The sequence below is a fragment of the Tundrisphaera lichenicola genome (genome assembly GCF_051175385.1).
Lineage (GTDB): Bacteria > Planctomycetota > Planctomycetia > Isosphaerales > Isosphaeraceae > Tundrisphaera > Tundrisphaera lichenicola.
Genome location: NZ_CP195107.1, coordinates 1 through 24,397, shown reverse-complemented (window position 1 = coordinate 24,397; position 24,397 = coordinate 1). Strand labels below are relative to the sequence as shown.

Annotated in this window: 20 protein-coding genes and 2 tRNA genes; 9 read left to right on the top strand and 13 right to left on the bottom strand. The window is 65.4% G+C overall.

Annotated features, from left to right (window positions below; translation table 11 throughout):
• Positions 1 to 788: 788 nt before the first annotated feature.
• Both P12x_RS29725 and P12x_RS29720 read left to right on the top strand, forming a co-directional pair.
• Entirely contained in the window at positions 789 to 1,748 is a 960-nt protein-coding gene (locus P12x_RS29725) for an NAD-dependent epimerase/dehydratase family protein (RefSeq protein ID WP_435011856.1), read from the top strand.
• Between the two features lie 26 nt (positions 1,749 to 1,774).
• Complete coding sequence (locus P12x_RS29720; protein ID WP_435011855.1) at positions 1,775 to 3,118, top strand: FHA domain-containing protein; 1,344 nt, start codon at positions 1,775 to 1,777, stop codon at positions 3,116 to 3,118.
• A gap of 58 nt (positions 3,119 to 3,176) precedes the next feature.
• Here the strand turns inward: P12x_RS29720 and P12x_RS29715 are convergent, their stop codons facing one another.
• The 8 genes from P12x_RS29715 to P12x_RS29680 all read right to left on the bottom strand — a co-directional run bounded on the left by P12x_RS29715 (position 3,177) and on the right by P12x_RS29680 (position 10,613).
• On the bottom strand, positions 3,177 to 3,776 hold the full coding sequence (locus P12x_RS29715; RefSeq protein WP_435011854.1) for a nucleotidyltransferase family protein: 600 nt from the start codon (positions 3,774 to 3,776) through the stop codon (positions 3,177 to 3,179).
• A complete protein-coding gene (locus P12x_RS29710) occupies positions 3,773 to 4,843 on the bottom strand; it encodes an XdhC family protein (RefSeq protein ID WP_435011853.1) in 1,071 nt (356 codons plus the stop codon). The genes P12x_RS29715 and P12x_RS29710 overlap by 4 nt, the downstream gene beginning before the upstream one ends.
• Before the next feature lie 87 nt (positions 4,844 to 4,930).
• Entirely contained in the window at positions 4,931 to 5,614 is a 684-nt protein-coding gene (locus tag P12x_RS29705; protein ID WP_435011852.1) for a hypothetical protein, read from the bottom strand.
• Between the two features lie 102 nt (positions 5,615 to 5,716).
• Complete coding sequence (locus tag P12x_RS29700; protein ID WP_435011851.1) at positions 5,717 to 6,439, bottom strand: DUF1326 domain-containing protein; 723 nt, start codon at positions 6,437 to 6,439, stop codon at positions 5,717 to 5,719.
• 141 nt (positions 6,440 to 6,580) lie between these two features.
• Positions 6,581 to 6,826, bottom strand: a complete 246-nt coding sequence (locus tag P12x_RS29695; RefSeq protein WP_435011850.1) for a hypothetical protein — start codon at positions 6,824 to 6,826, stop codon at positions 6,581 to 6,583.
• Positions 6,827 to 6,829: 3 nt separating this feature from the next.
• The gene (locus P12x_RS29690; protein WP_435011849.1) at positions 6,830 to 7,819 is read right to left on the bottom strand and encodes an FAD binding domain-containing protein; all 990 of its coding nucleotides are present in this window, start codon (positions 7,817 to 7,819) and stop codon (positions 6,830 to 6,832) included.
• A gap of 4 nt (positions 7,820 to 7,823) precedes the next feature.
• Positions 7,824 to 9,971, bottom strand: coding sequence for a xanthine dehydrogenase family protein molybdopterin-binding subunit (locus P12x_RS29685; protein WP_435011848.1), 2,148 nt, complete (start codon positions 9,969 to 9,971; stop codon positions 7,824 to 7,826).
• Positions 9,972 to 9,974: 3 nt separating this feature from the next.
• Positions 9,975 to 10,613, bottom strand: coding sequence for a (2Fe-2S)-binding protein (locus P12x_RS29680; RefSeq protein ID WP_435011847.1), 639 nt, complete (start codon positions 10,611 to 10,613; stop codon positions 9,975 to 9,977).
• A 372-nt stretch (positions 10,614 to 10,985) separates the two neighbouring features.
• Between P12x_RS29680 and P12x_RS29675 the strand changes: the two genes are divergently transcribed.
• The 4 genes from P12x_RS29675 to P12x_RS29660 all read left to right on the top strand — a co-directional run bounded on the left by P12x_RS29675 (position 10,986) and on the right by P12x_RS29660 (position 16,718).
• Positions 10,986 to 11,681 (top strand): hypothetical protein, encoded by a 696-nt coding sequence (locus P12x_RS29675; protein ID WP_435011846.1) that lies wholly within the window; start codon positions 10,986 to 10,988, stop codon positions 11,679 to 11,681.
• Positions 11,682 to 12,487: 806 nt separating this feature from the next.
• A complete protein-coding gene (locus P12x_RS29670) occupies positions 12,488 to 14,023 on the top strand; it encodes a DUF2271 domain-containing protein (protein WP_435011845.1) in 1,536 nt (511 codons plus the stop codon).
• A gap of 16 nt (positions 14,024 to 14,039) precedes the next feature.
• Positions 14,040 to 14,675, top strand: coding sequence for a PepSY-associated TM helix domain-containing protein (locus P12x_RS29665; RefSeq protein ID WP_435011844.1), 636 nt, complete (start codon positions 14,040 to 14,042; stop codon positions 14,673 to 14,675).
• Positions 14,676 to 14,867: 192 nt separating this feature from the next.
• Positions 14,868 to 16,718, top strand: a complete 1,851-nt coding sequence (locus tag P12x_RS29660) for a neutral/alkaline non-lysosomal ceramidase N-terminal domain-containing protein (protein ID WP_435011843.1) — start codon at positions 14,868 to 14,870, stop codon at positions 16,716 to 16,718.
• Here P12x_RS29660 and P12x_RS29655 read toward each other — a convergent pair.
• Entirely contained in the window at positions 16,706 to 17,962 is a 1,257-nt protein-coding gene (locus P12x_RS29655) for a DUF1207 domain-containing protein (protein ID WP_435011842.1), read from the bottom strand. The two genes, P12x_RS29660 and P12x_RS29655, sit on opposite strands and share 13 nt — an antisense overlap.
• Before the next feature lie 346 nt (positions 17,963 to 18,308).
• Here P12x_RS29655 and P12x_RS29650 point away from each other — a divergent pair, with 346 nt between their 5' ends.
• Positions 18,309 to 19,607: an FHA domain-containing protein gene (locus P12x_RS29650; RefSeq protein ID WP_435011841.1), complete on the top strand. Its 1,299-nt coding sequence runs from the start codon at positions 18,309 to 18,311 to the stop codon at positions 19,605 to 19,607.
• Between the two features lie 23 nt (positions 19,608 to 19,630).
• On the opposite strand, the gene P12x_RS29645 is transcribed toward P12x_RS29650, so the two are convergent.
• Both P12x_RS29645 and P12x_RS29640 read right to left on the bottom strand, forming a co-directional pair.
• Positions 19,631 to 20,971, bottom strand: a complete 1,341-nt coding sequence (locus tag P12x_RS29645) for a nucleotide sugar dehydrogenase (RefSeq protein WP_435011840.1) — start codon at positions 20,969 to 20,971, stop codon at positions 19,631 to 19,633.
• A complete protein-coding gene (locus P12x_RS29640) occupies positions 20,968 to 21,912 on the bottom strand; it encodes an SDR family oxidoreductase (protein ID WP_435011839.1) in 945 nt (314 codons plus the stop codon). The genes P12x_RS29645 and P12x_RS29640 overlap by 4 nt, the downstream gene beginning before the upstream one ends.
• A 158-nt stretch (positions 21,913 to 22,070) precedes the next feature.
• Between P12x_RS29640 and P12x_RS29635 the strand changes: the two genes are divergently transcribed.
• A tRNA-Met gene (locus P12x_RS29635) sits at positions 22,071 to 22,142 on the top strand.
• A gap of 245 nt (positions 22,143 to 22,387) precedes the next feature.
• Positions 22,388 to 22,459, top strand: a tRNA-Met gene (locus P12x_RS29630).
• 103 nt (positions 22,460 to 22,562) lie between these two features.
• On the opposite strand, the gene P12x_RS29625 is transcribed toward P12x_RS29630, so the two are convergent.
• Positions 22,563 to 23,510 carry a ParB/RepB/Spo0J family partition protein gene (locus tag P12x_RS29625; protein WP_435011838.1) on the bottom strand — a complete coding sequence of 316 codons (948 nt, stop codon included), beginning with the start codon at positions 23,508 to 23,510 and terminating at the stop codon, positions 22,563 to 22,565.
• Positions 23,507 to 24,397, bottom strand: a complete 891-nt coding sequence (locus P12x_RS29620; RefSeq protein WP_435011837.1) for a ParA family protein — start codon at positions 24,395 to 24,397, stop codon at positions 23,507 to 23,509. The genes P12x_RS29625 and P12x_RS29620 overlap by 4 nt, the downstream gene beginning before the upstream one ends.

Sequence of the window (24,397 nt, the reverse complement as noted above, 5' to 3'; positions counted from 1 at the left end):
ACTTCGTGCCCGTGGGTTGTACCCTGATCTCTTAGCACCCCACATGATGCAAATCGGCTCACCCCGATCCTGCGGGTTTTACCCGAGGTCGGGACCATCGAGCCTTCTCACGAGCCGCCGGCTCACGCTTGCCCGGACGTCGAACCATTTTGATGGAATCGACCGTCCCGGGCATGCACTACCAGCGTCGAGATCAATCCTACTTTTATCTTCTCGATCCATTTGGGCAGAGCGTCGCCCCGAACGGCCAAAGATTTTTGTCCCTGAAAGACCTCTCCATCCCGTCAAACCAAGCCTTTCTGGGGATAGGCATAAAGCCAGCTACCCGAAAAGCGTCCTAGGTCTCGGTTTGTGAACGACAATTTCCCTCTACCGTCTATTTTGCCATTTCCGGCACAACCAGATCTCTTCCAGCAAATTATGGCTTACAAAGCCATTGTCGATTTTAAACACTTGTGCGTCTATTTTTGGAGCGGACTTAGGTCCCCCGTGTATACGTCCAGGGTCTAATATCGCTTGCATTGCAGGCGACCATTGGATGTCACTGCTGCTTTGCTCGGTATCGCAGCCGACCGGCGAAACTACCGGCTTCCCACCATTACGGCCTAATTATTTCGGGGACTGCTACAATTGAATAGGACTCGCCCCCCATGGCGCTCTGGGCCGGCTGAAAGGCTGTCCCGTCGGATCCAAAATTCGCGACGATCTCAAAAGAGGGATGATCGCGACATACCTCAATGGTTACAATGAATGATGTGACTCAATCGATGGAGAAGGCGGCGCCGCCCATGAAAATCCTCGTCACCGGCGCTGCCGGATTCATCGGCTCGACCCTGGTCGATCGCCTTCTCTATAGGGGCGACGAGATCATAGGTGTCGACAATTTTGATCCGTTCTATCCCGAGTCTCAGAAACGGCTGAACCTGGCCCAGGCCGTGGCAAACACCCGATTTCGGCTCGACGAGTTCGACATCCTCGATAGCCGTCGCGTTGGCGAACTGGTACTCCAGGCCCAACCCGATGCCATCGTCCACCTGGCGGCAAGGGCCGGTGTCAGGCCTAGCCTCGAATTCCCTGCGGCCTATGCCTCGACCAATATCGTCGGGACTACGAATCTCCTCGAGGCCGCCAGGCGGCTCGACCCACAACCAAGGTTCGTCTACGCCTCGAGTTCGAGCGTCTATGGCGACCGGCCAGATGCACCGTTCCGTGAATCCGACCCGGTGGATCATCCGATCAGCCCCTACGCCGCCTCGAAGAAGGCGTGCGAGTTGATGGCCCATTCGTTCCACCACGTCTACGGCCTGTCCGTGACCGGCCTTCGGTTTTTCACCGCCTACGGGCCGAGGAATCGGCCCGACCTGGCGATCGCCAAGTTCGCCCGGATGATCGACCGTGGGGAGCCGGTCCCTATGTTCGGCGACGGGACGACTCGCCGCGATTACACCTTCGTCCAGGACATCGCGGACGGTGTCATTCGGGCCGTCGACCGTTGCGATGGGCATCATATTTACAACCTCGGCCATTCCGAGCCGATCGAGCTTCGAGCCATGATCGAGACTCTCGGCGAAGCATTGGGGAAATCCCCGACGATTCGCCGGATGCCCGAGCAGCCGGGCGATGTCCGCCTGACCTGCGCCGACATCTCCCTGGCTTCGAGGGAATTGAAATACTCTCCCACAACGTCGTTCCGCGATGGGCTCGGTCAATTCGCTCGTTGGTATCGGTCGGTTTCGGGGCCCGCCTGAGCCTTATGCACTGGAGAGTTCGCCCGATGGGAGAACCGCCGCTCCATCATCCGTTTTCGGGGGCGACCGGCCTGGTCGGCCCGCTCAGGGTTCGGCTCGAAGGGCCCGGGCTGCAGGGACCTTCGACATTCGAGTTCGACCAGCCGTTCCTGGTGGTCGGCCGCGTCCGGTCTGCGGATTTGGTGATCGACCATCCGGAAGTCAGCCGACTCCACGCCTACTTCCAGATCGTCGACGGCCGGGTCTTCGTCGTCGACCTCGGGAGCCGGACCGGTGTCCGTTGGGAGGACGGGCTACGGTCCGCCGGCTGGGTCGACCCGGTTCGGGGTGTTCAGATCGGCCCGAACCGGATTCACTTCGATTCGGGAGCCGCCGGGACAAGCGGGCTGGAGGAACGTGGGGGCAGCCTGCCGATCTCACGATCGTTCAGGTGGGGGATGCCCTCGGAGGCCTGGCTGGAATTCCCGGGAGCAATCCCTCCCCGGACACCCTGGCGATTCAGTCGGTCGATGATCTTGATGGGCCGATCGCCGATTTGTCGAGTCCAACTCGACGGCCCGAAGATCGGCCAGGCCCACGCCTCGATCGTCCGGACACCCGTGGGCGATTGGGTTGTCGATCTCCTGTGTCCGGGAGGCCTGTCAGTGGAAGGTCGATCCACGCGAGCCGCCCGGCTGGCCGACGGAGACCGGATCGAAATCGGCGGCCATCAAGTTGGTTATCGACTTGGAGCGACCTCGACCCGGACTGACCTGGCCAGCCGGGCTCCGACGAGTTTACATTCCTCGAATGGTCGCCGAGTTGCGGATGACGCCTCGATCCAGTCCCGAATCGACCTCTCTGGGGTTGCCGACCCTGTCACAGCGAGGCTCCTCGACGAACTCAACCGGACGAATCTTCGGACGGCCGATCAATTCCGAGAAGCGATGCTCTTGATGTTCCGTATGCATCAAGACCAGATGGACATGATTCGAGAGGGCTTTTCCAGGCTCGACCTCCTCGAAAACGAGCAAGAGTCCTTGAGGGCCGAGATGAATCGCATCAAATTACCCCAACCCTCGCGGGTCACCCTCCGGCTCGTCTCCGGAGAGACCCCGGACTCGTCCCGAGGGCGAAAGGGGCCGGTTGGGTCGGAAGACGGGCGTGCCGAGACGGTCGCTTCGAGACCCGGCAGCGGTCCCGACAAGCCCGGATCCGAATCATCGGACATTCCGTCGGCGGAAGAGGCCGGTCGAGGGACCTTAACCGGCCCGGATCAGCACGCCCTGCTTGTCCAGCGACTCGCGGAAATCAAGCGAGAGCGACGCGGACTTTGGGAGAAGTTATTCGCGACTTTGACCGGAGATGGGCCCAATAAAGGTCCGCGATGAGCGGATGATTCGTCCCCAGCTACCCGATCGGTTCGAATGGATCGATTCGAAGGTCATCTCACCCGGACCAGCGTCGGTAGTCCTCGGGCGTGTCGAGGTCGTCGAGGATTCCGGGGTCGTCGGTCTCGACGAACTCGACGAGGTCGGCGTGGCTAGTCATCAGGGCGTTGACTCCGAGATCGGCCGGGAGTCGAGTTATCAGACAGGCCAGTGGCCAGGGTAAGAGTAGGGGATGGCCTCGTCGGCCGTCGTGCCGAGGGATGACTATCCTCCCTGGGGTCTCGGTCGCTCGGCCGACCACCCGGGCAACCGATCTTGAATCCAGGCCAGGGCTATCTCCCGGCGTCAACAGAACGGACGTTGGTTCGGGGCCTTCTCCCAGGCGGATCAGCCCGAGCTCGATCGAAGCTCTCATATCGGATGGCGGTGAAGGAGCAACGACGATTTCGGCACCCTCGCGTTGGGCGGCCTCGATCAGTTCCGACGCGCCCGGCGAGCCGTCGGGTGGCGTGATGACGATAACCCGCCCGGCCCCTCCCTTGCGGAGCGCATCGACGACCCGAGATATAAGCGGGATGCCGCCGACCGGCAGGATGAGCTTGGGTCGGCCCATCCGAAGGCTCAGGCCAGCGGCGGGGATGAGGGCGGCGATCGTCACGCCAGGGGCCTTTCGAGCGTCGATCGGTGGGCCTGGACGGCGTCGGGTCCCTGATTCCTCCGCGCGATCAGCTCGGCGACGATGCTGATTGCAATCTCGGTGACGCTTTCCGAGCCGATGTCCAGTCCGACCGGCGCCGACACTCGGGACAGGATTTGATCGTCGATCCCCTCATCGAGTAGGGCTTCGAAGATCATCTTGATCTTCCGGCGACTGCCGATCAGTCCCACGTACGGCGCGATCGTCGGTGCCAGATATTGCAGGGCCTCTTGATCGTGACCGTGGCCCCGGGTGACGATCACGGCGTATGTCTGCGACGTGATTTCGAGATTCGGGAGGACTTCCCCGATCGGGCCGACGATCAGCTTGCGGGCGGTCGGGAAACGTTCGGTGTTGGCGTATTCCCGGCGGTCGTCGACGACCCAGACGTCGAAGTCGGCTCGCGCGGCAAGCTCGGCCACCGCCTGGCCCACGTGCCCCGCGCCGACGATGACCAGGCGGACCCGAGGCATCGTGGGCAAATAAGCCACGCCCCCTTCCTCCGAAGGCCGGGGGCGCTGATCGAGCGATCTGAGATTTCTCGTCATCTCCTCGGGGGCCGCTCCTCCCGAGAGCGAGGCGACGGTCTTTCCTTCTGAGTCGAAAAGAAAGCGATCGCCGATCGCCGAGGCCCCCGATCGAACCGGGTCCAGCGCGATGGCTTCGGTAAACCCCAGGCCCGCATCGAGCAATTCGCGATAAACCCGATAATAGGCCAGATGCGCCGGCCCTCGCGGGGACTCGGAGAGGATGACCATCTTGCCGCCGCAGATCAGGCCATCGGCCCAGGCGTAATCATGGTTGAGCACGAAGCTGTGAAGTTCGACACCGTCCCGCCCGACCATGCCCGCTGCCTTGCGCTTGACCTCGTCCTCGACACATCCCCCGCCGAGCGTGCCGATCTGGCCGCCGCCCGGCGCCAGGAGCATCGCGGCTCCTGCCTTCTGGGGGGTCGAACCTCGGGTCGACACCACCCGACAGAGCAGGACATCGCGGCCCAATTCCAGGGAGTGGGTCAAATGCCGCATCAGATCGCGCATCGCGTGATCGCCTTTCTTTGACCTTCCATGAGGCCCGACGGATCGGGATGGGCCGTCGAGCCGTCGTCCGACTTCTCAGTCGGTCTTCGCCCCAACCACGACGAGTTGCACCGGCAATGGGACGGGGCCGGTCTCGCCTTTGACTTCGAGCGGGAGGGACAGGATCGCCCCCCAGGTGTTGAGCGTCAGGTCATTTGCCATCGACGGACCTTCGGGACTTTCCTTGGGCGGCGCGAGCAGGAGAAGGACCGCGGGGTGGGTCGTGCCGGCCGCCTCGGCGCTCTGCTTCTCCAGCTTCTTCTCGGCGAGGTCCGCCGGATCGGTGTCCTTGGACGCCGGGAGCAGCAGGGCGTAATCCCGGTTCACGCTCACACCGAGATGATCGCCGTTGACCGGTTGGAGACCATACCGGATCGTGTAGACGCCCGGCACGATGGCCTGATCGCGATAGTCATATCCCTCGACGACGTACTTGAGCGCCCCGATCAACTCCCCTTCGGCCAGGACCGGATACAGGATCGCTCCCTTGGGTCCGGAGGGCTTCGCCGAGGCCGGGGTCCCTTTCCGTAGCCAGAGTTCCACGTACGGCTTCCCCTCGGGGTCGAGCACGCGATATCCCTGGGTTTCGAGCGTCTCCTTGACGCCGGCGGCTAGCCCTGCGGGCGGGGCTTCCTTCAACAACTCGATCTTGTATGAGTCTTGCGCGGCCGCGGGTGCCGACATCCCCAGGACCAGGACGGCCAGATATTTAAAGGACATACCAATCCTCGACGGTTCTCGAGATGGACAAAGAACACCGACGGTCTCCCCGGTCGGGAAGGCCGTCGATGTCACCTGGGTGGACGACAGGACTCGGACCACTCAGAGAGAGAAATGGCCGACGAAGCTGCTCCGGCAATTCGGGTCATTCCAGCGGGTGTTGAGCTCGCTGCCCGCGAAGTTGTGGCGGAGCGTGTAGGCCGGCAGGGCGCTGACACCTCGCGAGAGGGGCGAGTAGGCGACGGTCTCGTTGCCGCAGAAGTGGTCGCCTTCGCCGAGCGGGCGGGTCAGGATCTCGGCCAGGCCGGGGGCCGAGAACAGGGCCATCGGGGCCTGGGGCATCCCGTGGCGTTCATGGCCGAGGCTCTCGGTGCCCTCGGAAGCGGAGGCCGAGTGGTGATCCTCGACCGTGACGATCAGGGTCGAAGTCCGGACGGCCACGACATTCTTCAGGCGGTCGCCGCCGAGTTCCTTGGCCATCTCGATGAGGGCCTCGCGCTGGGCGGGGGTCGCCTTCTTGTCGACGATCAGGACGGACTTGGCCGCCTTGGTGTCGTCCTCGGAGAACGTGGTCGTGCCGAGGACGGCGGCGGCGACGGACAGGCCGTCCAGGTCGACGCCCTTCCAGGAGCCTCCCTTCACCTTCCAGGCCATGACCGCCTGGTGGCCGGTGATGAAGATCTCGGCGTTGGAGAAGCAGGGACCGGTGTAGACGTCGGCGGTCCGGGCCTCGACATAATCTCCCTGGACCCGATTCACGGCGGGGGTGGCGGGCGGGGCCGCAAGCAGTAGGCATCCGACTGCGGTCAACGTGCTGGCGAGCATGATTCGGCTCCTGATCCCGTTCCGGGAAGCCCGGGTCAATCCGAAAAATAAGCAAACGAACGGCGATGACCCCGGGTCAAGCCGGGGTTCGCCCGACCTGATTATACCCGAAGGGTCCATCGCCGAGACAACTTACGGCCATCAGTCCGGTTCGTAGCAGCTCCGGGCGGTGTCCCGACAGTCTTCCCGCCCGACGAATCCCTGATCCGGCCCGATGTCTTTCAAGTTCTGCTGACACCAGAAAATGGTGTTGTCGTAGTCGGATGAATCCTCGGACGCGGATTCATCCGTGTAGACGTACATCCCCTTGAATCGGAGGTATCGACAAGGTGGCCCCGGCTGGGGTGGGGCCGGAGTCCCGGGGGTCTCCTCCTGCGGATCGGGCATCGACTAGGCCTCCTCCCAGTAACGATCGCCGATGGCATCCATCAAGGCACGCTTGACCGACGTCCGGACCAGCGGGACCTTGTAGCCGTTCATCGAGAGCGGCTTGGCCCCCTCGGCAGCCGCTTGCGCGGCGGCGGTGGCGGTCTCCATCGTGACGGCCTGGCCGCGGATCGCCTTCTCGGCCGCCTCGCTCCGCCAGGGGATCGGCGCGACCCCATAGAGGACGACCCGGCAATCGCCGACCTTATCGCCGTCCATCTTCAGATTCACGGCCGTCATGACCAGCGGCCAGTCGTGCGACTGCTTCTGGCGGACCTCATACGAGCCGTTCTTCCCGGCCGATCCCGGGATCGTCACCTTCAGGAGCAGCTCGCCGGGGGCGACGGTCAGTTCCCGGTCGTCGTTCGACTTGGGGACCCGGTAGAGCTTCTCGACCGGGACCGTCCGCGAACCGTCGCGGCCCAGGATCGTCGCCTGAGCGCCGAGGGCGATCAGGGGGACGGCCAGGCTCGACGGATTCACGTAGAGGGCGTTGCCGTCGGTGAGGAAGATCGCGTGATAGCGGTTGTCCCCCTCGCGGACCAGGCTCTTGCCGTCCTTCATCCCGAGCAGGCCGAAGCCGCCCCGGAAATACCAGCAGCGAGGGCGCTGGAGGAGGTTGCCGCCCACGGTGGCCATGTTGCGGATCTGGGGCGTGCCGACCTCCAGGGTTGCCTGTCGGAGCGCCGGATAGCGCTCCTTGACCATCGGGTCGGCCAGCAGGTCGACCAGGCGGGTCCCTGCGCCGATCTCCAGCGATCCGCCCCGTTCGGCGATCCCGGAGAGGTCCTTGATGTCCTTGAGATAGACGACCCGATCGGGACTGGAGACGTAGTCCTTCATCCGGCTGATCAGGTCGGTTCCCCCCGAGAGGGCCTCGGCGGCCGGCGAGCCGGCCAGGTCCTTGACGGCGTCATCGGCGCTCGTCGGGCTGGCGTATTCGAAAGCATTCATCGGATCACGCCTTCCCTTCTTTGGCCAGGGCGTTGAGGACGTTCAGGGGGGACATCGGCCACTGGGGCACCCGGACGCCGAGGGCATTGGCCACGGCGTTGCCGATCGCGGCGGCGGTGCTGATCGTCGGCGGCTCGCCGACGCCGATCACGCCTCGTTTACGCATCTCCGGCGTATCATACGCCTCGACGATGATCTCGGGGATGTCGGTCGCCCCGGCGAGCTTGTAGAGTTCCATGTCCGGGTTGAGCATCACCCCGGTCGACTCGTCCATGATCCGCTCTTCGAACATCGCGTAATTCAGGCCGCCGATGACCCCGCCGTAGATCTGGCTCCGCCAGGTCAGCATGTCGAGGATCAGGCCGGTGTCCTGGACCGCGACGATCTTCTTGAGCCGGACCACGCCCGTCTCGGAGTCGACGGTGACCTCGGCGAACTGGCAGCCGCCGACGCCGGTCGAGGAGAGGCCCGGCGAGAACACGCCCGTCACGCTGATGGGCATGAAGCCCAGCCGCCGGCAAGCCTGCTCCCAGGTCATCTTCTCCTCGCCGTTGACCAGGACCTTGCCCCCCTTCAGGGTGAGGTCTCCGGGCGCGGCCTCGAGGCCCGGCGCGATCTTCTTGAACAGCTCGTCGCGGGCCTTGAGCGCGGCGTCGAAGCAAGGAGGGGCCATCGACGGGGTGGTCGTCGACCCGCCCGAACTCTGGCCGGGGGGGAAGGTCGAGTTGCCGATGTTGGACTTGATGTCGGCAACTTCCAGCCCGAGGACCTCGGCCGCTATGATCGCCAGGATCGTCCGGGCCCCGGTCCCGATGTCCTGGGTCGCGCTCCGGAGCTCGACCGAGCCATCGGGGTTGATGACGCAGGAAACCTGCTTGTCCTGGGCCCCGCCGCCGCCCCACTGGTGGAGGGCCATCCCCAGGCCCGTCTTGATCGGACCCTTGCCGTTCTGCCCTCGGGGCTTCCAGCGATCCCAGCCGATCAGCTCGGCACCCCGGGCGACCTCAGCCCGGTAGATCTCGGTCCGGTTGACCCCGCCGGCGACCATGTCGGTCTCGCCGAGGTTCTTGAGCCGGAATTCGAGCGGATTCATCCCCAGCTTGTCGGCCAGGTCGTCCATCGCGGCTTCCATGATGGCACACCCCTGAGGGTGTCCCGGGGCCCGCATGGCTCGGGCGCCTCCGCAGTTGACGAAGACCTCGGTGTGGGCCCTGCTCCGGTTCTCGACCTCGTATACGTAGGGGAGCGGGAAGTTCGATCCGCCGCGTCCGCCGGTCCCATGAGACTCGGCGATCAAGGCCGTGAGCTTCCCGTCCTTGGTCGCGCCGAGTTTGACGTGAGCCGTGGCGCTGGGCCGGTTGCCCGCGATCAGGTGTTCCTGGGCGCGGTCGAGGAACATCCAGACCGGTCGCCCGGCTTCCTTGGCGAGCTTGGCGGCCGCCACGCCCCAGACGTCGGCCCCGAACTTCGACCCGAAGCCGCCGCCCATCACCTCGGTCAGGACCGTGACGTCGGCGGCCTTGAGGCCCAGGTTGTCGACGAGATCCTTGGCCACGCCGCTGACCGATTGCGTGCTGGCGTAGGCGACGATCGCGTCCTTCCCCTTCCACTCGGCCGTCAGGCCGTGGGATTCCAGGCAGACGTGGGTGATGACCGGCACCCCATAAGTGCCCTCGATCGTCACGTCGGACTTCTCCATCGCCTCTTCGGGCTTGCCGCGAGACTGGGCGCGACTCGGTCGGGTGTTCCCCCCCGGGAAGGCCTTCGGGGCGTCTTCAGCCATCGCCTGCCGTTCGGTGACGACGTGGGGCTGGATCTCGTACTCGACCTTGATGGCCCGGGCGGCGTCGCGGGCCTTCTCCTCGGTCTCGGCAGCGACCGCGGCGATCTCCTGCCCCTGGTAGAAGATCTTCGACTCGCCGGGGGTCGCCACGATCAGGACGGCCTTGACGCCGGGCATCTTCTTGGCGGCCTCGACGTCGACCGACTTGACCACGGCGCTGGCGTGCGGGCTGGTGAGCATCACCCCGAAGAGCAGATCCTTGGGCCGGATGTCGGAGGGATATTTGGCCCGGCCGGAGGCCTTGGCCATCCCGTCGATCCGGGTAATCTTGGTGCCGATCAGGCGCGGAGTTTCGGGCCAACTGGCCATCGGTCAGGCTCCCTTCATCGATTTGGCCGCGGCCAGGGCCGCCTCGAACACGCCGATGTACGTCCCGCATCGGCAGATGTTGCCGTCGAGCCCGCGCTTGACATCCTCGAGCGTCGGCGACTGGCCCGGGTTCTTGTCCAGGAAGGCCTTGCAGGCGGTGACGAAGCCCGGCGTGCAATACCCGCACATCAGGCCGTCGGTCTGGTGGAAGGCGTGAGGGACGCCGTTCTCTCCGGTGTCGAAACTCTCGACGGTCTCGATCTTCTTGCCCTGGCAGGAGATCGCCAAGGTCGTGCAGGAATAGACCGGGTCGCCGTCCAGGATCACCGTGCAGGCCCCGCAGCTCCCCCGGTCGCAGACCCGCTTGGGGCCGGTGACGTCGAGCCGATTCCGCAAGGTGTCGAGCAAGGTACTCCGGGGCTCGGCCGTGCAGCTCATCTCCTGGCCGTTGACATTGAGCTTGAGGGGCGTGTCGCCGGAGACGACGCTCGGGGTGTCGGCGGCAGCCTCCGCTTCGTCCATCGCCGCGGTGGCCTGGGCGGTCAGGACGGCCGAAGCGGCCGCAAGGCCCGACCCGCGCAGGAAATCGCGCCGGCTGTGGTCGCCAGGTCCCATGGGCGACCCTGGGTTTTGTCCTGTCATTGACGCACTCTCCCTTTGAAGATCCCGGGACATCACCGAGCTGCCCGGCCCTCTCGCCCGCGTTCCCGAAAGAGACGATTCGCCTGATTGATCGTGCATTCTCCCCATCAGGACTCTCCGAAGCAAGTTTCTGGGAAGTCGAGAGGGAAGTTTCCGCGAGGAAGGTTTGTCCAGGAATCGGGAAGGACAGCCCCCTGCGCTCCGACGGGCTTCTGGGGAGTGAATCTCATCTATCATTGCCGTCGAGAGGCGATTTCCAACGGTATTAAAGATGCGAGCCGAAGTCCCCGGGCAATCGTCGGCTCGAACGGGGCGAGACCCCGAACATTTCCTTCGAGGCGACTTCCCCATCAATAAAGGAGAGTCACCGAGATGAGTTGCAACCGCGCTGCGAGGTTGGAGAGGTCCGTGACCGTCGCCCTGGTCGTGCTCGCGGGGACCTCGGGCCTCGCCTGGGGACAACAGAAGAAGGAGTCGCCCAAGTCCGAGAAAGGGGAATCGATTAAGGCGGAGATGATCGAAGGCGTGATCTTGAAGGTCGAGAAGGTAGCCAAGGGCGAGTCGCCAGATTCCAGGACCGAGGAAAAATCGACGAAGGGAGAAAGCCGGGTCCTCCTCCGTCTTTCCATCAACACGAACGACGTCTGGCGCGACTGGGCCCGGGACCAGGCCAGTACCGAGGACAATGGTTCGCCGACGAAGGATGCCGCCAAGGGCGAGAACTCCATCGCAACCAAGGGCCAGCCAGTTGACGAGAATAGCCTGGTCGTGGTCGAGGTCCTGTCGGGCACGCGGGTGGAGACGCGATTCCGATCGCCGACCGACGAGACCAGCGAAGGAGAGAAGACCCCCGAAAAAGTGAAGTCCGACGAGGCGACCCCGTCGAAGACGAAGTCGAAAGGCAAGCCGGTCCAGTTTCGAGCCGAGGATCTGAAGCCGGGCCTGTTCGTTGAGGCCAGGTTCAGCGAAGCCGGATCGGAGAGCAAGAACCGGGCCTCGACCGTCACCGTGATCCGCCCGATCCGGGTGATCGATTCGGGGTCGAAGGCCCAGCCTCCCTCGAAATAAGAGGGCGAGGAGGCCCGCCCATTCTGATAGGACCGACCCGGCGGGGACGGGGTTTCGGGTGTCCGTCCCCCCTTCCCTCGCCAGTTCCGGCATCCGAGGAATCCCGAAACCGGTCTCCCCTCGATGACCCGGACCGGTCGCGTCCGACTGGGTTCGTCCCGATGATTCGAGGAACCTATCACGGGGGCATCCAATTCGGATCTTTCTATTGAGAAGCAACTTGTGAAAATTTCTGGCATCACACAATGGGTTCGATTCGTCCGACCGAGCTTCGGAAAGTGGGTTCATTTTGTCTTGCCAAGTCCCAGAAAGTGGGTTCGATTTGTCCGTCTGACCCCTGGATAATGGGTTCGATTTGTCTTGCCGGGTCTCAGATAATGGCTTTGTTCCGTCTTGCCGAGGCCCGGAAGATGGGTTCGTTTTGTCTCAGAAATGGGCCCGTTCCCGCTCGGGGGCGGGAGATTCGGGAGAACGGGACAAGCTCCGAGCCGGGTCATCATCGGGGATCGATCCCGGGAGTGGGGGCGCTCTCGGCCGGAACTCACGATTCGGCCCGGAACGCTTCCTTGAGAAGATCGTGGATGAGGGCGTCGGATGATCGGACTCCCCTCCCGGATCCCGGAATTTTCGGGTACGCCTCGCAGGGCCAACCGCCTATGATTCCGATTGACCTCCCTGGACGCTGCCCTGAGATCCGAGTTCAAATCATGTCGTTCGAGCGAGGCGAAGGCCCGGACGGTTAGCCCTCAGCGATCGAGTCGGGGCCCCTGCCCTACCCTCCGAGATCCGGCCCAGGAAAGCCCCTCATGATTCGTCCGTTCACGGTTGCCGCCTTCTTGATTGGCCTCTGGACTTGCGGCCAACGGGGGGTCGCCGAGGATTACTTCTTCGGCCATGACAACGTGATGGGGACCTCGCTGGAGCTGATCATTCAGTCCGACGACTTCGAGGCCGCCCGACGGGCCGAGGGTCGGGCGCTCCGCGAAATCGACCGGCTCGCGGCGATATTCAGCAACCACGACCCCAACAGCGAGTTCCGACACTGGCAAGCCTCCCCCGCCGGCTCCTCTGAAGTTTCCCCCGAACTGTTCCAACTGCTCGAGGAGGGCGAAGCCTGGCGGTGGCGGAGCGGCGGGGCCTTCGATCCCAGGGTCCAGGCCCTGTCGAGGCTCTGGTCCGACGGAGCCAAACTCGACCGGCTCCCGAACCCCGACGAGCTGCAGGCGGCATTGAAAAGGCTGGGCCGCCCGGCCTGGCGGCTCGACCACGCGACCCGGACCGCGAGGCGGATCGGGGACGATCCGATGACCCTCGACGCGATCGCCAAGGGGTTCATCGTCGAACGAGCCTGCCAATCCGCGATGGGCGGCGACCCATCGGTCCGGGCCTTGATGCTCAATGTCGGGGGCGACCTGCGGGTCCAGGGCACCCGGTCGAGGACTGTTGCGATCTCGGGGACCCGGCCGGGTTCCGAGTCGGCCGATCCCCTGGCCTGGGTCGAGGTGAAGGACCGGGCCGTCGCCACCAGCGGCTGGAAGCATCGAGGCTACCGGATCCGGGGGGAATGGTACTCCCACATCATCGACCCGAGGACGGGCAAGCCGGCCGGGGGCGTGATCGCGGCGACCGTGATCGCGGAACGATCGTCCGATGCGGACGCCCTGGCCACGATCCTGAACGTCCTGACCCCCGCCGAGGGGCTCCGCCTGGCCGACTCCCTACCCGGGGTGGCCTGCCTGATCGTCGACGCCGAGGGGCAACTCCATCGGAACGCCGCCTGGCCTCCGTTCGAGAGGCCGGCTCCCGTCGCCCTGGCCCGGGCCGAGGACCCCGCCCCCCCGAAAGCCGAAGGAGGTTGGGGGGACGATCATGAGATCCTCGTCCGGTTCGAGGTCAATCGCCCCCAGGAGAAGGGCCGCTATCGACGGCCTTATGTCGCGGTCTGGGTCCAGGATGAAGATGGGAAGCCCGTCCGAAATCTGCTCTTCTGGGTCTCGATGGGAGGCGCGGGGCCGTTCCAGTGGATCCCCGACCTGAAGCGTTGGCATGCCGACGATCGGGGCCGGGCCAAGGCCGAGAGAATCGACGTCTTCCAGGTTGCCCAGCCGACCCGCCCGCCCGGCAAATATTCGGTCGTCTGGGACGGCAAGGACGATAAAGGCAAGGCGCTGAAACCGGGCACTTACACGATCTTGATCGAGGCCGTGCGCGAGGAAGGCGGCTACGGATTGATCAAGAAGCAGGTTACACTGAATGACGACCCGTTCGTCGAGGAATTGAAGGGGAATGACGAGATCAAGTCTGCCACCCTCGAATACCGGCCCAGGGACGCCAAGGAGTGAGGAGGAACCCTCCGGGATGGCGAGCGAGGGAAGTAACCGTCGACCGACCGGCGGCCGTCGCCTCGGGCTCAGGCTGGCCGGGTTCGTCCGCTGGCTCCACACCTATCTGTCGATGTTCAGCCTGGCCGCCCTGCTCTTCTTCAGCCTGACCGGCATCACGCTCAACCACCCCCGCCTGTTCTTCGACGGGGTCGCGACGAGCGTCGAGGCCGAAGGGCAACTCGATGCCGACTGGGTCGGCGAGGGGCCGGAGGACCGGGTCAAGAAGCTGGAGGTCGTCGAACAGCTCCGGAAGGATCACGGGATCCGAGGAGCCTTGAGCTCGTTTACGATCGACGACGAGGAATGCGTCGTCACCTTCAAGGGGCCCGCCTACTCGGCCGACGCCTTCATCCAACGAGCCGACGGCCGATATCGGGTCATCGAAGATCGTCAGGGCCTCATCGCGGTCCTCAACGACCTGCACAAGGGACGAGACACCGGGCCGGTCTGGTCGGCGGTCATCGACATCTCGGCCGCCCTGACGGCCCTCGTCTCGGTGACGGGGCTGCTCCTCCTGTTTTACATCAAGCGGCGTAGAACCGCCGGGCTCCTGATGGCGCTTGTTGGGACAGTCCTGCTGATGGTCGCCTTTCTTATGGGCGTCCGCTAGTTTCGCCGCCCCTGGAAGGCCCGGGACCGGGCAAGCCAGTCTTCATTGGGAGGGGCTACTCCGACCCTCGAAATCCGAAGACTTCTCGGTCCAGGCCGACCGATCCAACCTCGGTGTTCGGGTTGACGGTCCCGGCTACCTCGGGGGATACTCCCGCGCGCTCAGAGTCCGCTCGCACCGGGGCCCACTCCCATGATCGAACCGACCACCCGCAGCGACCCTCCCCATTCCCCTTCCAGGCTCCGGCGACGACTCCGGAGGGGCCTGCTCCTCCTGATCGGGTCGCTCACGATCATCGGACCCTGGCCGATCGATGACGCCATCGACGCCCCGACTCGTCGGACGATCGACCGCCTCGCCTCCTCGAACGTAGAGCTATCCCAGGGACCGATCCGCGTCGGCCTGGCGGAAGTCGACCTGACACCCGACTCGCCCCGCCCCCTGGCCGGCTTCATCGGGCAGATCCGGACTCCATTCTCGGGAATCGACACGCCCTGTTATGCCCGGGCCTTGACGGTCGAGTCGGCCTCGGGCTCGGTGACTATCCTGACGGCGGACCTCCTCCTGATCAATGCCCGGATGGCGGAGGCCGTGGTCGAGCAGGCCGGGCTCCGTCCGGATCAGGTCTACTTCACCGCCAGCCACACCCACGGGGGGCCGGGCGGCTGGGGGGAACATCCCCTGGAGATGTTGGTGGCGGGGGCCTACGACCCGGCCTATTTCGAGACCCTGGCCGGGCAACTGGCCAGGGTGATCCGGCAGAGTCGGGCCGGTCTGGAACCGGCCGAGCTGGGTTTCGTCCAGGTCCAGGCGCCGGGCCGGCAGAGGAACCGGGTCGACCCCTCGATGCCGACCCACGATGCGCTCTCGGGCCTGGTCTTCCGGGCTCCCGGTTCGAGTTCGTCGACGACCCCGATCGCGGTCCTGGCCGTCTTCGGGGCTCACGCGACGATCAGCCACCCCGTCCCGCCCCGACTCGGCGGCGACTACCCGGCGGCGATGGTCGCGGAGTTGAAGAGAATCACCGGAGCACGGTCGGTCCTGTTCGCCTCGGGCGCGGTGGGGGATGCCTCGCCGGAACGCCCGAAGGCCCGGTCGGGACGACGGAGCGCCGAGGCCCTGGGGAAGGCCCTGGCGGGCGACCTGGCCGCCGCCCTGCCCTCGATCCGGTTTGATCCGGAACCCGAGGTGGCGAATCTCCGGCTGGAGGTCGACCTGCCCCCGGTCCGCCTCCCGTTCTTTTCGAGCTGGCTCCGGTTCAGCCCAGCCCTGACCTGGTGGATCGCCGATCGTCGGACGCATCTGCACGCGATCCGGCTCGGCCCGGCGGTCCTGGTGGGGTTCCCCGGCGACTACTCGGGCCACCTGGCCACCGCCCTGGCCGGTTATACCCGCGAGTCCGGGCTGTCGAGCGTCGCGACCAGCTTCGACGGCGATTTCCGGGGCTATCTGGTCTCCGGGGACGTCTTCCGCCGGAAGTCCTGCTACGAGACCCGCTGGATGAATTTTTACGGGCCGGGGCTGGGGGACACGTTCAACGACCTGGCCCGGAGGATGTTCGACCGACTGGCCGGCAATTCTCCCCCGCCAGCCCTGGCGAGTCCGGACCTCGGGGAACTCGGGCCGAGGTTCGGCCTGGCGACCCTCCTCGTTACGAGCCTGGTCGTGGTCCGTCGACGACCGGACCTCGCCGGTCTCCTCCGACGTTCGGGGCGGCTGACCGTCGGGGTGGCCCTGGCGGCGTCGCTGGCCTTCGTGATCGACCCGGGGCTGGTCGACTGGGCCGAGGTGGGGATCCCTCGATGGCTCCAGCTCGCCGGGCTCCCGGTGGGGGGATGGGCGATCGTCCGGGCGGGCCGTCGAGGATCGGGCGAGACGGCCCTGCTCCTTGGCGCGGGGTGTGCATTACTCAGCTCGAGCTGGCTCGTGGTGCTGATGGTTCTCCGGGGCTGGGTCGTCGCGGGTCTCTCGGACGATTTGGTCTCGATGGAGCCCAGGACGCGGGCGGTCGAGTCCCGAGAGGCGGCCGATCACCAGTCGTAATAGGCCCCGAAGCCGACGTAGCTTTCTTTATTCTTGTAGAACTGTCCGAATTGGGATCGGCCATCGTACACTTCCACGGCGAGCCGGATCGACCGGAGATTCCTGGTCCACTGCCAGCCCGCCTGAAATGTGCTGTTAACTGTGTAGTCCTGATATTCTCGGAGATCCATGTCATAGGCCAGGAATGGGCGTCCCCCCGGGCCGGTATCCTCGTAATGTCGGTATTCCACCCCGAAGTCGAACCGGGACCGCTGGTTGGCGTTGGTCTCCTTGGCGGTATTGAAAGCATAGCCGTACTGGCCGTAAAGTCGGACATGGTCGCCGATGACCCGGCTCAGGCCGAAGACCATCTCGTCGAGGACCAGCGGGACCTGTTTCCGGCCGTAGGCCTGGCTGTATTCATCACCGATGTGGGTGCTCGTGTGCTCGTAAGAAAGCTTGGTCGACCAGGGTCCTTTTCGGTAAGTCAGGGGGATGCCCGCCCGGTAGTCGGCGGCGGTCAGGAATCGTCGAGGATCAAACCGTGTGAAGACGGCACCGAAGACATCGAGCTGGATCCCTTCCTCGGCGGTGCTGTTCTTGGGAGCGATCCGACCGATCCCGAACTGACCACCGATCGCCGTGTCGATGTACGACTTTCCGCCCAGGTTGAAGAACTTGCCGTAGAACCGAGGCTCGCGCGGATTCGCCAGGGGGACTTTCCAGAGCAAGGACCCCGGGATTGGGACATATTTGTATGGGGTGTCGCCCCAGAGCAGGTTGTCGTGAATCCACCCGGAAATGCCGTTCATGGCGTGCCCCACGACGCCCACGGGGCTTTCGATCTGCGTGGAGCGACTTGTCCCAAAAGCCGAGTCGGGCAGCATCGGCCCGCCGGCCGGCATCGCGGGCAGTGGCGGGGGTGCAGGGGGCACGATCAGCAGGGGCTCCTGGATCGGCTCAGGCCCGAGCGTGGCGGCCTCTTCCAGAGTGGCGGATCCGGGGGCTGGGTCCACCGGCCGGAAGGGTCCGGGATCGGTCGGGGGCGGGGCCGGCAAGGTCCCGGGTGGCTTCGAGGAGAGCAAGGGGCCCTCGACCCGAAGGCCAGCCATCGGATCGGGATCGGGCAGGATCGGGCCGCCCTGCGCGTCCGCCCGCCCGGCCAGGGCCGCGACCAGGGCCGAAGCCAGGCACGCCCACCGGAATATCGGGGCGGCTCGGCCGGTGCCGAGGGACGCGATCGGAAAGGGTCGGCGTGTTCTCATCCTGGACCTCGACGCCATAACTCCGCCGGCACGCCCAGAAATGACGCAATCGGCCCGCACAAAGAACAACCTGGCTATCGGCGTACTTGGGGGGCCAACCTCAATGAATCTAACGATCGAGCAGGAAATCATGGTCAACCAAGAAATCCCGGCTGGGTCAAATTTAACGATTACTCAATCCGACGACGTTTCACGCCATCATCCAGGGATGATTTTCGACATTGATTGACCAGGCCGCCCGAGGTTGACTAGTCTGAACCCTCGGACAAGTGAACTTCTGGCCAAGGCCATCCTTGCGGAGTCTCTTTCCTCCCTTCTCCCCCCTCGCGAAATCGGGACTACCGTCGTGAAACACGCATCCTCGTGGCAGTTCCTGTCGGCCTGCGGCTCCTCCGGGCCGCTTCGGGTCGGCGTGGGACCGCGAGACGGGGCTCCGGCCGAATATGTGTCGTTCGATCATCCGTTCCTGATGATTGGCCGGGCTCCGGGGTCGGACCTCCTGCTGGACCACTGGCAGGTGAGCCGTCGTCATGCCTATCTCCAGCTGATCGAAGGCCGGTATTATTGCGTCGACCTCGGGAGCCGGACCGGGACTCACGGGGGCGACGCGACCGAACGATCGGGCTGGCTGGATCAGGATCGGGCCATCCAGATCGGCCCTTATTCGGTCCATCCCGAGCGGGCCGAGTCGGATGACTTCGAGGCCCGTCCGGTCCCGGGGGTGACCTGGGAGTTGCCGGGCCGGGCGATCGGCCATTCGATCTGGAAGATGGACCGTCCGCTCGTCCTGATCGGCCGGTCGCCGGCCTGTCGGATCCGGGTCGTCCAGCCCGACATCTCGAAATTCCACTGCAGCCTGGTCCTCACACCGACGGGCGTCTGGGTGGTCGACCTCATGGGCCAGAATGGGGTGCTCGTCAACGAGGTGCCGGTCCGCTTCGCCCGGCTGGGCGATGGGGACGAACTCCGACTCGGCCGTCATACCTTCCGACCCCGCTACGAGGACGAGCTGCCCGAGCTGGCCCTGACCGCGCCACCGGATGAGGAGGAGGACAGCGGCGAGCTCGCGCAGATCGCCGATGTGCGCCCCTCGATGATGCCTTCGCCCGGGACCGGCCTGGCCTGGCCGACCGAGGGCACGGGATTGTCGGTCCCCGGCGGGATCGGCGACCCGACGGTGTCGCTCCTGGTCCAGCAATTCGGGATGATGCAGCAGCAGATGTTCGACCAGTTCCACAACGCGATGATGATGATGTTCGAAGGCTTTGCCGCGATCCACCGCGAGCAGACCGATTCGCTCCGCGAGGAAATCGACCGGGTCCGCGACCTGAGCCGCGAGATCGAGACGCTCCGGGTCGAGACGGCCAGGCTGGCCGAGGCGGCCAGGCGACCCGAGCCGGTCAAGCAACCCGAGCCGGCCAGGCAACCCGAGCGGCCGAAGGCCACCCTCAACGGCCACCGGGAAGGTCCTCCGCTCCCCGGGAAAGAGGGCAAGCCCGCCGACCCGCCCCGTCGGATGACCCCGGATGCCCCCGACCCCGAGGCCGACATCCACTCCCAGCTCTGCCTCCGGCTCGCCTCGATCCAGACGGAACGCCAGAACCGCTGGCAGAAGATCCTGGGGATGATGTCGAGCCGCCACTGAGGCCGGAACTCGACTCAAGACGATCAGGCCCGGATGATCCGCCCTTCGGGGGCATCGACCGCACGGGTGGCGCCTCGGGTGTCGACCACCATCGGCGAGTGCTCGACGATCCAGGCCCAGTCGTAGGCCGAGTGGTCGGTCACGATGATCACGCAGTCCCTCGATGCGAGGAACTCGGCCGAGAGCGGCCGGCTGTCCCGCTTCAGGTCGGGATGGCGCCTCATCGAGGGGAGCGACGGGATATGGGGGTCGTTGTAATCGACCTCGGCCCCCTTCGCGAGCAGGAGTTCCATCAGCTCGAACCCGGGCGACTCGCGAGGGTCGTCGACGTCCTTCTTGTAGGCCATGCCCAGGAGGAGGATCTTGCTCCCCCGGACCGATCGAGCCCGATCGTTCAAGGCGTCGGCCACCCGGCCCACCACGTAGGCGGGCATGGAGGTATTGATCTCGCCGGCCAGTTCGATGAACCGGGTCGAGAGGCCGTGCTTCCGGGCGATCCACGAGAGGTAGAACGGGTCGATCGGGATGCAATGACCACCCAGGCCGGGGCCGGGATAGAACGCCTGGAAGCCGAACGGCTTGGTCCGGGCCGCCTCGATCACCTCCCAGACGTCGATCCCCATCCGTTCGAAGAGGACCTTGAGTTCGTTGACCAGGGCGATGTTCACCGCCCGGTAGGTGTTCTCGAGGATCTTGCAGGCCTCGGCGACTTCGAGGGAGGCGACCGGCACGACCCGGACCACCACCTTCCCGTACATCGCCGAAGCGACCAGGAGACTGGCCGGGTCGTGCCCGCCGACCACCTTGGGAATCGTCGGGGCCGAGTAGCTCGGGTTGCCCGGGTCCTCGCGCTCGGGGCTGAACGCCAGGAAGAAGTCGAGCCCGGCGCGGAGGCCGCCGGCTTCCAGGATCGGCCGGACCACGTCTCGAGTGGTCCCCGGGTAAGTCGTGCTCTCCAGGACCACGAGCTGACCGGGCCGGAGCCGCCTGGCGATGGCCTGGCTCGAAGCGACGACGTAGCCGAGGTCGGGATCCCGGGATTCGGTCAACGGCGTCGGGACGCAGATGATCACCGCGTCGGGCTCGTCGAGCCGTTCGAATCGGTCGGTCGCCTCGAAGCCCGCCCCGATCATCGAGGCCACGACCTCATCGGAGATGTGGCCGATGTAGCTCTTTCCCCGGGAAAGCCGCTCGATCTTGGCCGGGTCGGTGTCGAACCCCAGGACGGAATAACCCGCCCTGGCGAACGCCTGGGCCAGCGGAAGCCCCACGTACCCCAACCCGATGATCCCGATCCGGCTCGACCGATGCTCGACGGCCTCCAGGAGCCGCCCCAGGAGATCGTCCCCCCCCTGCCCCGTCATTTCGACGCCCCGAGAGTCCGCCGGAGCCCCTCTTCGAAGTCGACCTCGGGCTCGTAACCGAGGACCGACCGGATCCGGTCGAGGCTGGCCTGCGAGTCGCGGACGTCGCCGGGTCGGGAGGGTCGAAGCTCCGGCTCCAGGTCGGTCCCGAGGGTCCGGTTGATCGCCCCGACGAGATCGAGCAGGCTGATCCGCCCGCCGGTCCCGACGTTCAACGCCTCGCCCCCGAGCGGCTGGGGGGCATCGAGGGCCAAGAGGTTCGCCTTCACGACGTTCCCCACATAGGTGAAGTCGCGGGTCTGCTGCCCGTCCCCGAAGATTACGGGCCGATTCCCCTCGGCCATCGACCGGGCGAATAGCGAGATCACGCCGCTATAAGGGCTCGAAGGATCTTGCCTCGGCCCGAAGATGTTGAAGTAGCGGAGGCTCACTCCGTCCAGGCCCATGGTCCGGGCGTAGACCCGGACGTAATGTTCCCCCGCGAGCTTGCCGGCGGCATAGGGGCTGAGGGGATTGGGGACCATCCCTTCGTGCTTGGGGAGTTCCTCGGTATCGCCGTAAGCGCTGCTGGACGCCGCGAAGATCAGGCGACGGGCCCCGGCCTGTCGGGCGGCTTCGAGGAGGTGGAGGGTGGCCGTCGGCCCGCTCTCGTGCGAGGGGATCGGCTCGGCGACCGATCGAGGGACGCTCGGGATCGCCGCCTCGTGGAAGATGGCCTCGACCCCCTCGACGGCCTTCCGGCAGACCTCGAAGTCGGCCAGGTCCCCTTCGAGCCATTCGTAGGCGTCGCCCAGATGGGCGAGATTGGAGCGATGGCCGGTCACCAGGTTGTCGACCACCCGGACCTGATTGCCTCGGGCCAGGAGGGCCTCGACCAGATGCGATCCGATGAAACCCGCACCACCGGTGACCAAGATCCGACCAGGCGACTTCGCGGCCATGACTCACCTTTCCCGGGTTTGCATCAAGGCACAAATGGCTCGGATGAGTGTATCGGTCGGGACCGCGATTTCCAACCATCGGCGGCTCGACCAGTCGCGAGCACCCCATTCGATGGGGCTGGGGGTGGACATCCCCTCGATCTGTGTTAAGATCTAGGTGCGCTGTAGAGCACCGGTAGCTCGCCAGGCTCATAACCTGGAGGTAGGTGGTTCGATTCCGCCCGGCGCAACTTTTCGGACTTCGTCACGGCCACCCTCAAGGGTGGCCGTTGGCATTTTCGAAGATCTGGCTTTCCCCGGGAAAGTGGGGCCTCGGCACGAAACGTCCCAGCCCTGCCAAGACCAGGCTCGCGGCAGGGCGAGCCTTGCTCAACAAGAAATGCCGATATCGAGATGGGACTCATGAGGATGATCAGTTGCCCAAAAGTCCCGGAATTGGGCTCGACAATCTCATCTCGATAATTTAATATTCGGGTGCGCTGTAGAGCACCGGTAGCTCGCCAGGCTCATAACCTGGAGGTAGGTGGTTCGATTCCGCCCGGCGCAACTTCAGGATGATCCATCGACAACGGCCACCCTTTCGGGGTGGCCATCGGTGTTTCGAAGACCCCGATCCGGGCCATCACTTTACCGGGGAAACGGGCCTCCGGTCAGTCTGCCTGGATCGTCGCCCGGACCTGTTCCAATGCCTCTTCGAGGGCGGCGAGGACTTCCTCGTCCTTGACCGATTTCCTCGGGAACGTGACCTCGATCTTCGCCCCCTCGACCTTGAAGACGCGGGACGAACCTCGACTCGATGAACCCCCCCTGCCCTTCGCCTTCGAATTCGAGGAGCGGCTCGGCTTGCCGACGGCCTCTCGGACCGCCTCGGTGGTGGCGTCCCGGGTCAGGTCCTCGTCGACGATCCTCCGGACGATCTCGCGCTGGGCTTCCCGGTCCTCGACCTTGGCGACCTCGTAGGCGGCGGTGGCCGGGATCGCCCCGTCGTCGACCTGCTCCTGAAGCTCGACCGGGAGGGTCAGGAGCATCAACGACTTGCTGATCGCCCCCTGGCTCACGTGCAGTTCGCCCGAGAGTTCCTTGGCGGTCCAGCCGTGGAGGTCCATGAGCTGCCGGTAGGCCCGGGCCTGTTCGATCGGCTTGAGGTCCTCGCGGAGCAGATTCTCGATGATCTGTTCCTGGAGGATCTCCGAGGGGCTCAGGCCGTCGTCGGCGAAGATGCAGGCCACGGTCTTCAGGCCCGCCCGCAGGGCCGCCCGGTATCGACGCTCGCCGGAGATGACCAGCCACTTGCCGATCGAGGCGTTCCACCGGACCCGGATCGGCATCAACTGGCCGTGCTTCAGGAGGCTCGCGGCGAGGCGGTCGATCGCGTCGTCGGAGAATTCTTTCCGGGGCTGATCCGGATCGGGGACGATCCGGTCGATCTCCATGTGCCCGGCTTCCCGGGCGCGGGTCCGGCCGTCATCGGGGCTGGTTTCCCGGGGAAACGCCCCCGGCATCGGGGGGCCTCCCGAGGGCATCCCGGCCCGGACGCCGAGGCTCTCGCTGAGGTTGGACCCGAACCGTCGTTGCAGGCTCTCGGCCGCCTTGCTCATCGGGCCACCTCCTCGGCCGCATCGGACTCGACCGGCAGGTCCTTCGGGCCGGCCCGATGGCCCAGGTAGAGGAACTCGGCGGGATGGTTGCTGGCCTCCTCGGCTCGTTCGATCAGCTCGTCGGCCACCGCCTTGATGGCCTTGGCCGCGGCCGACCTCGGCTTGTAACTACTCACCGGCTGCCGGGCCGCGACGGCCTCCTTGAAGTCCTTGGCGAGCGGGACCGTGGCCTTGAAGACCTGATCTCCGTAAAGCGCCCGGAGCTGGTGGTCGTAGGCCGTATGGATGCCCAGCGACTTGTTGAACATCGTCACCAGGTAGCCGGCCAGTCGGAGCCTCGGGTTGTGGTGGGCCAGGGCCATGTCGAAGGCCCGCTGGATGTAGACGATCCCCTGCGCCCCGTAGTCCTCGGCCTGGACCGGGACCACCACGAAATCCGCGGCCAGGAGCGCCGACCACGAGCAGAGGCTGAGGTTCGGGGGGCAGTCGATCAGGGCGACGTCGAAGGTGTCGCGGGCCTCCTTCAAGAACCGGCGGAGCGCGAGCTGGATCTGGCCCGTCTCCTGTGGACGCGGGACGTTGAAATCGTCGAGCGCGTTCGAGCCGGCCACGATGCGGATCCCCTCGAACGCCGAGGGGCGAATCAAGGTATCGGGGTCGGGATCGTAGGCATCGTCGAAGAGGCCGACGACCGTCGATTGGGGCGAGAGATCCTCGGTGGCCTGGGGGCCGAACAGCCCCTGGGTCAGCGAGGCCTGCGGGTCCATGTCGACCAAGAGGACCCGACGGCCCTCCCTGGCGAAGGCACCGGCGAGGTGGTGGCAGGTCGACGTCTTGCCGCAGCCGCCCTTGCGGTTGAGCATCGCGACCGTGATCGGCCCGGTCAT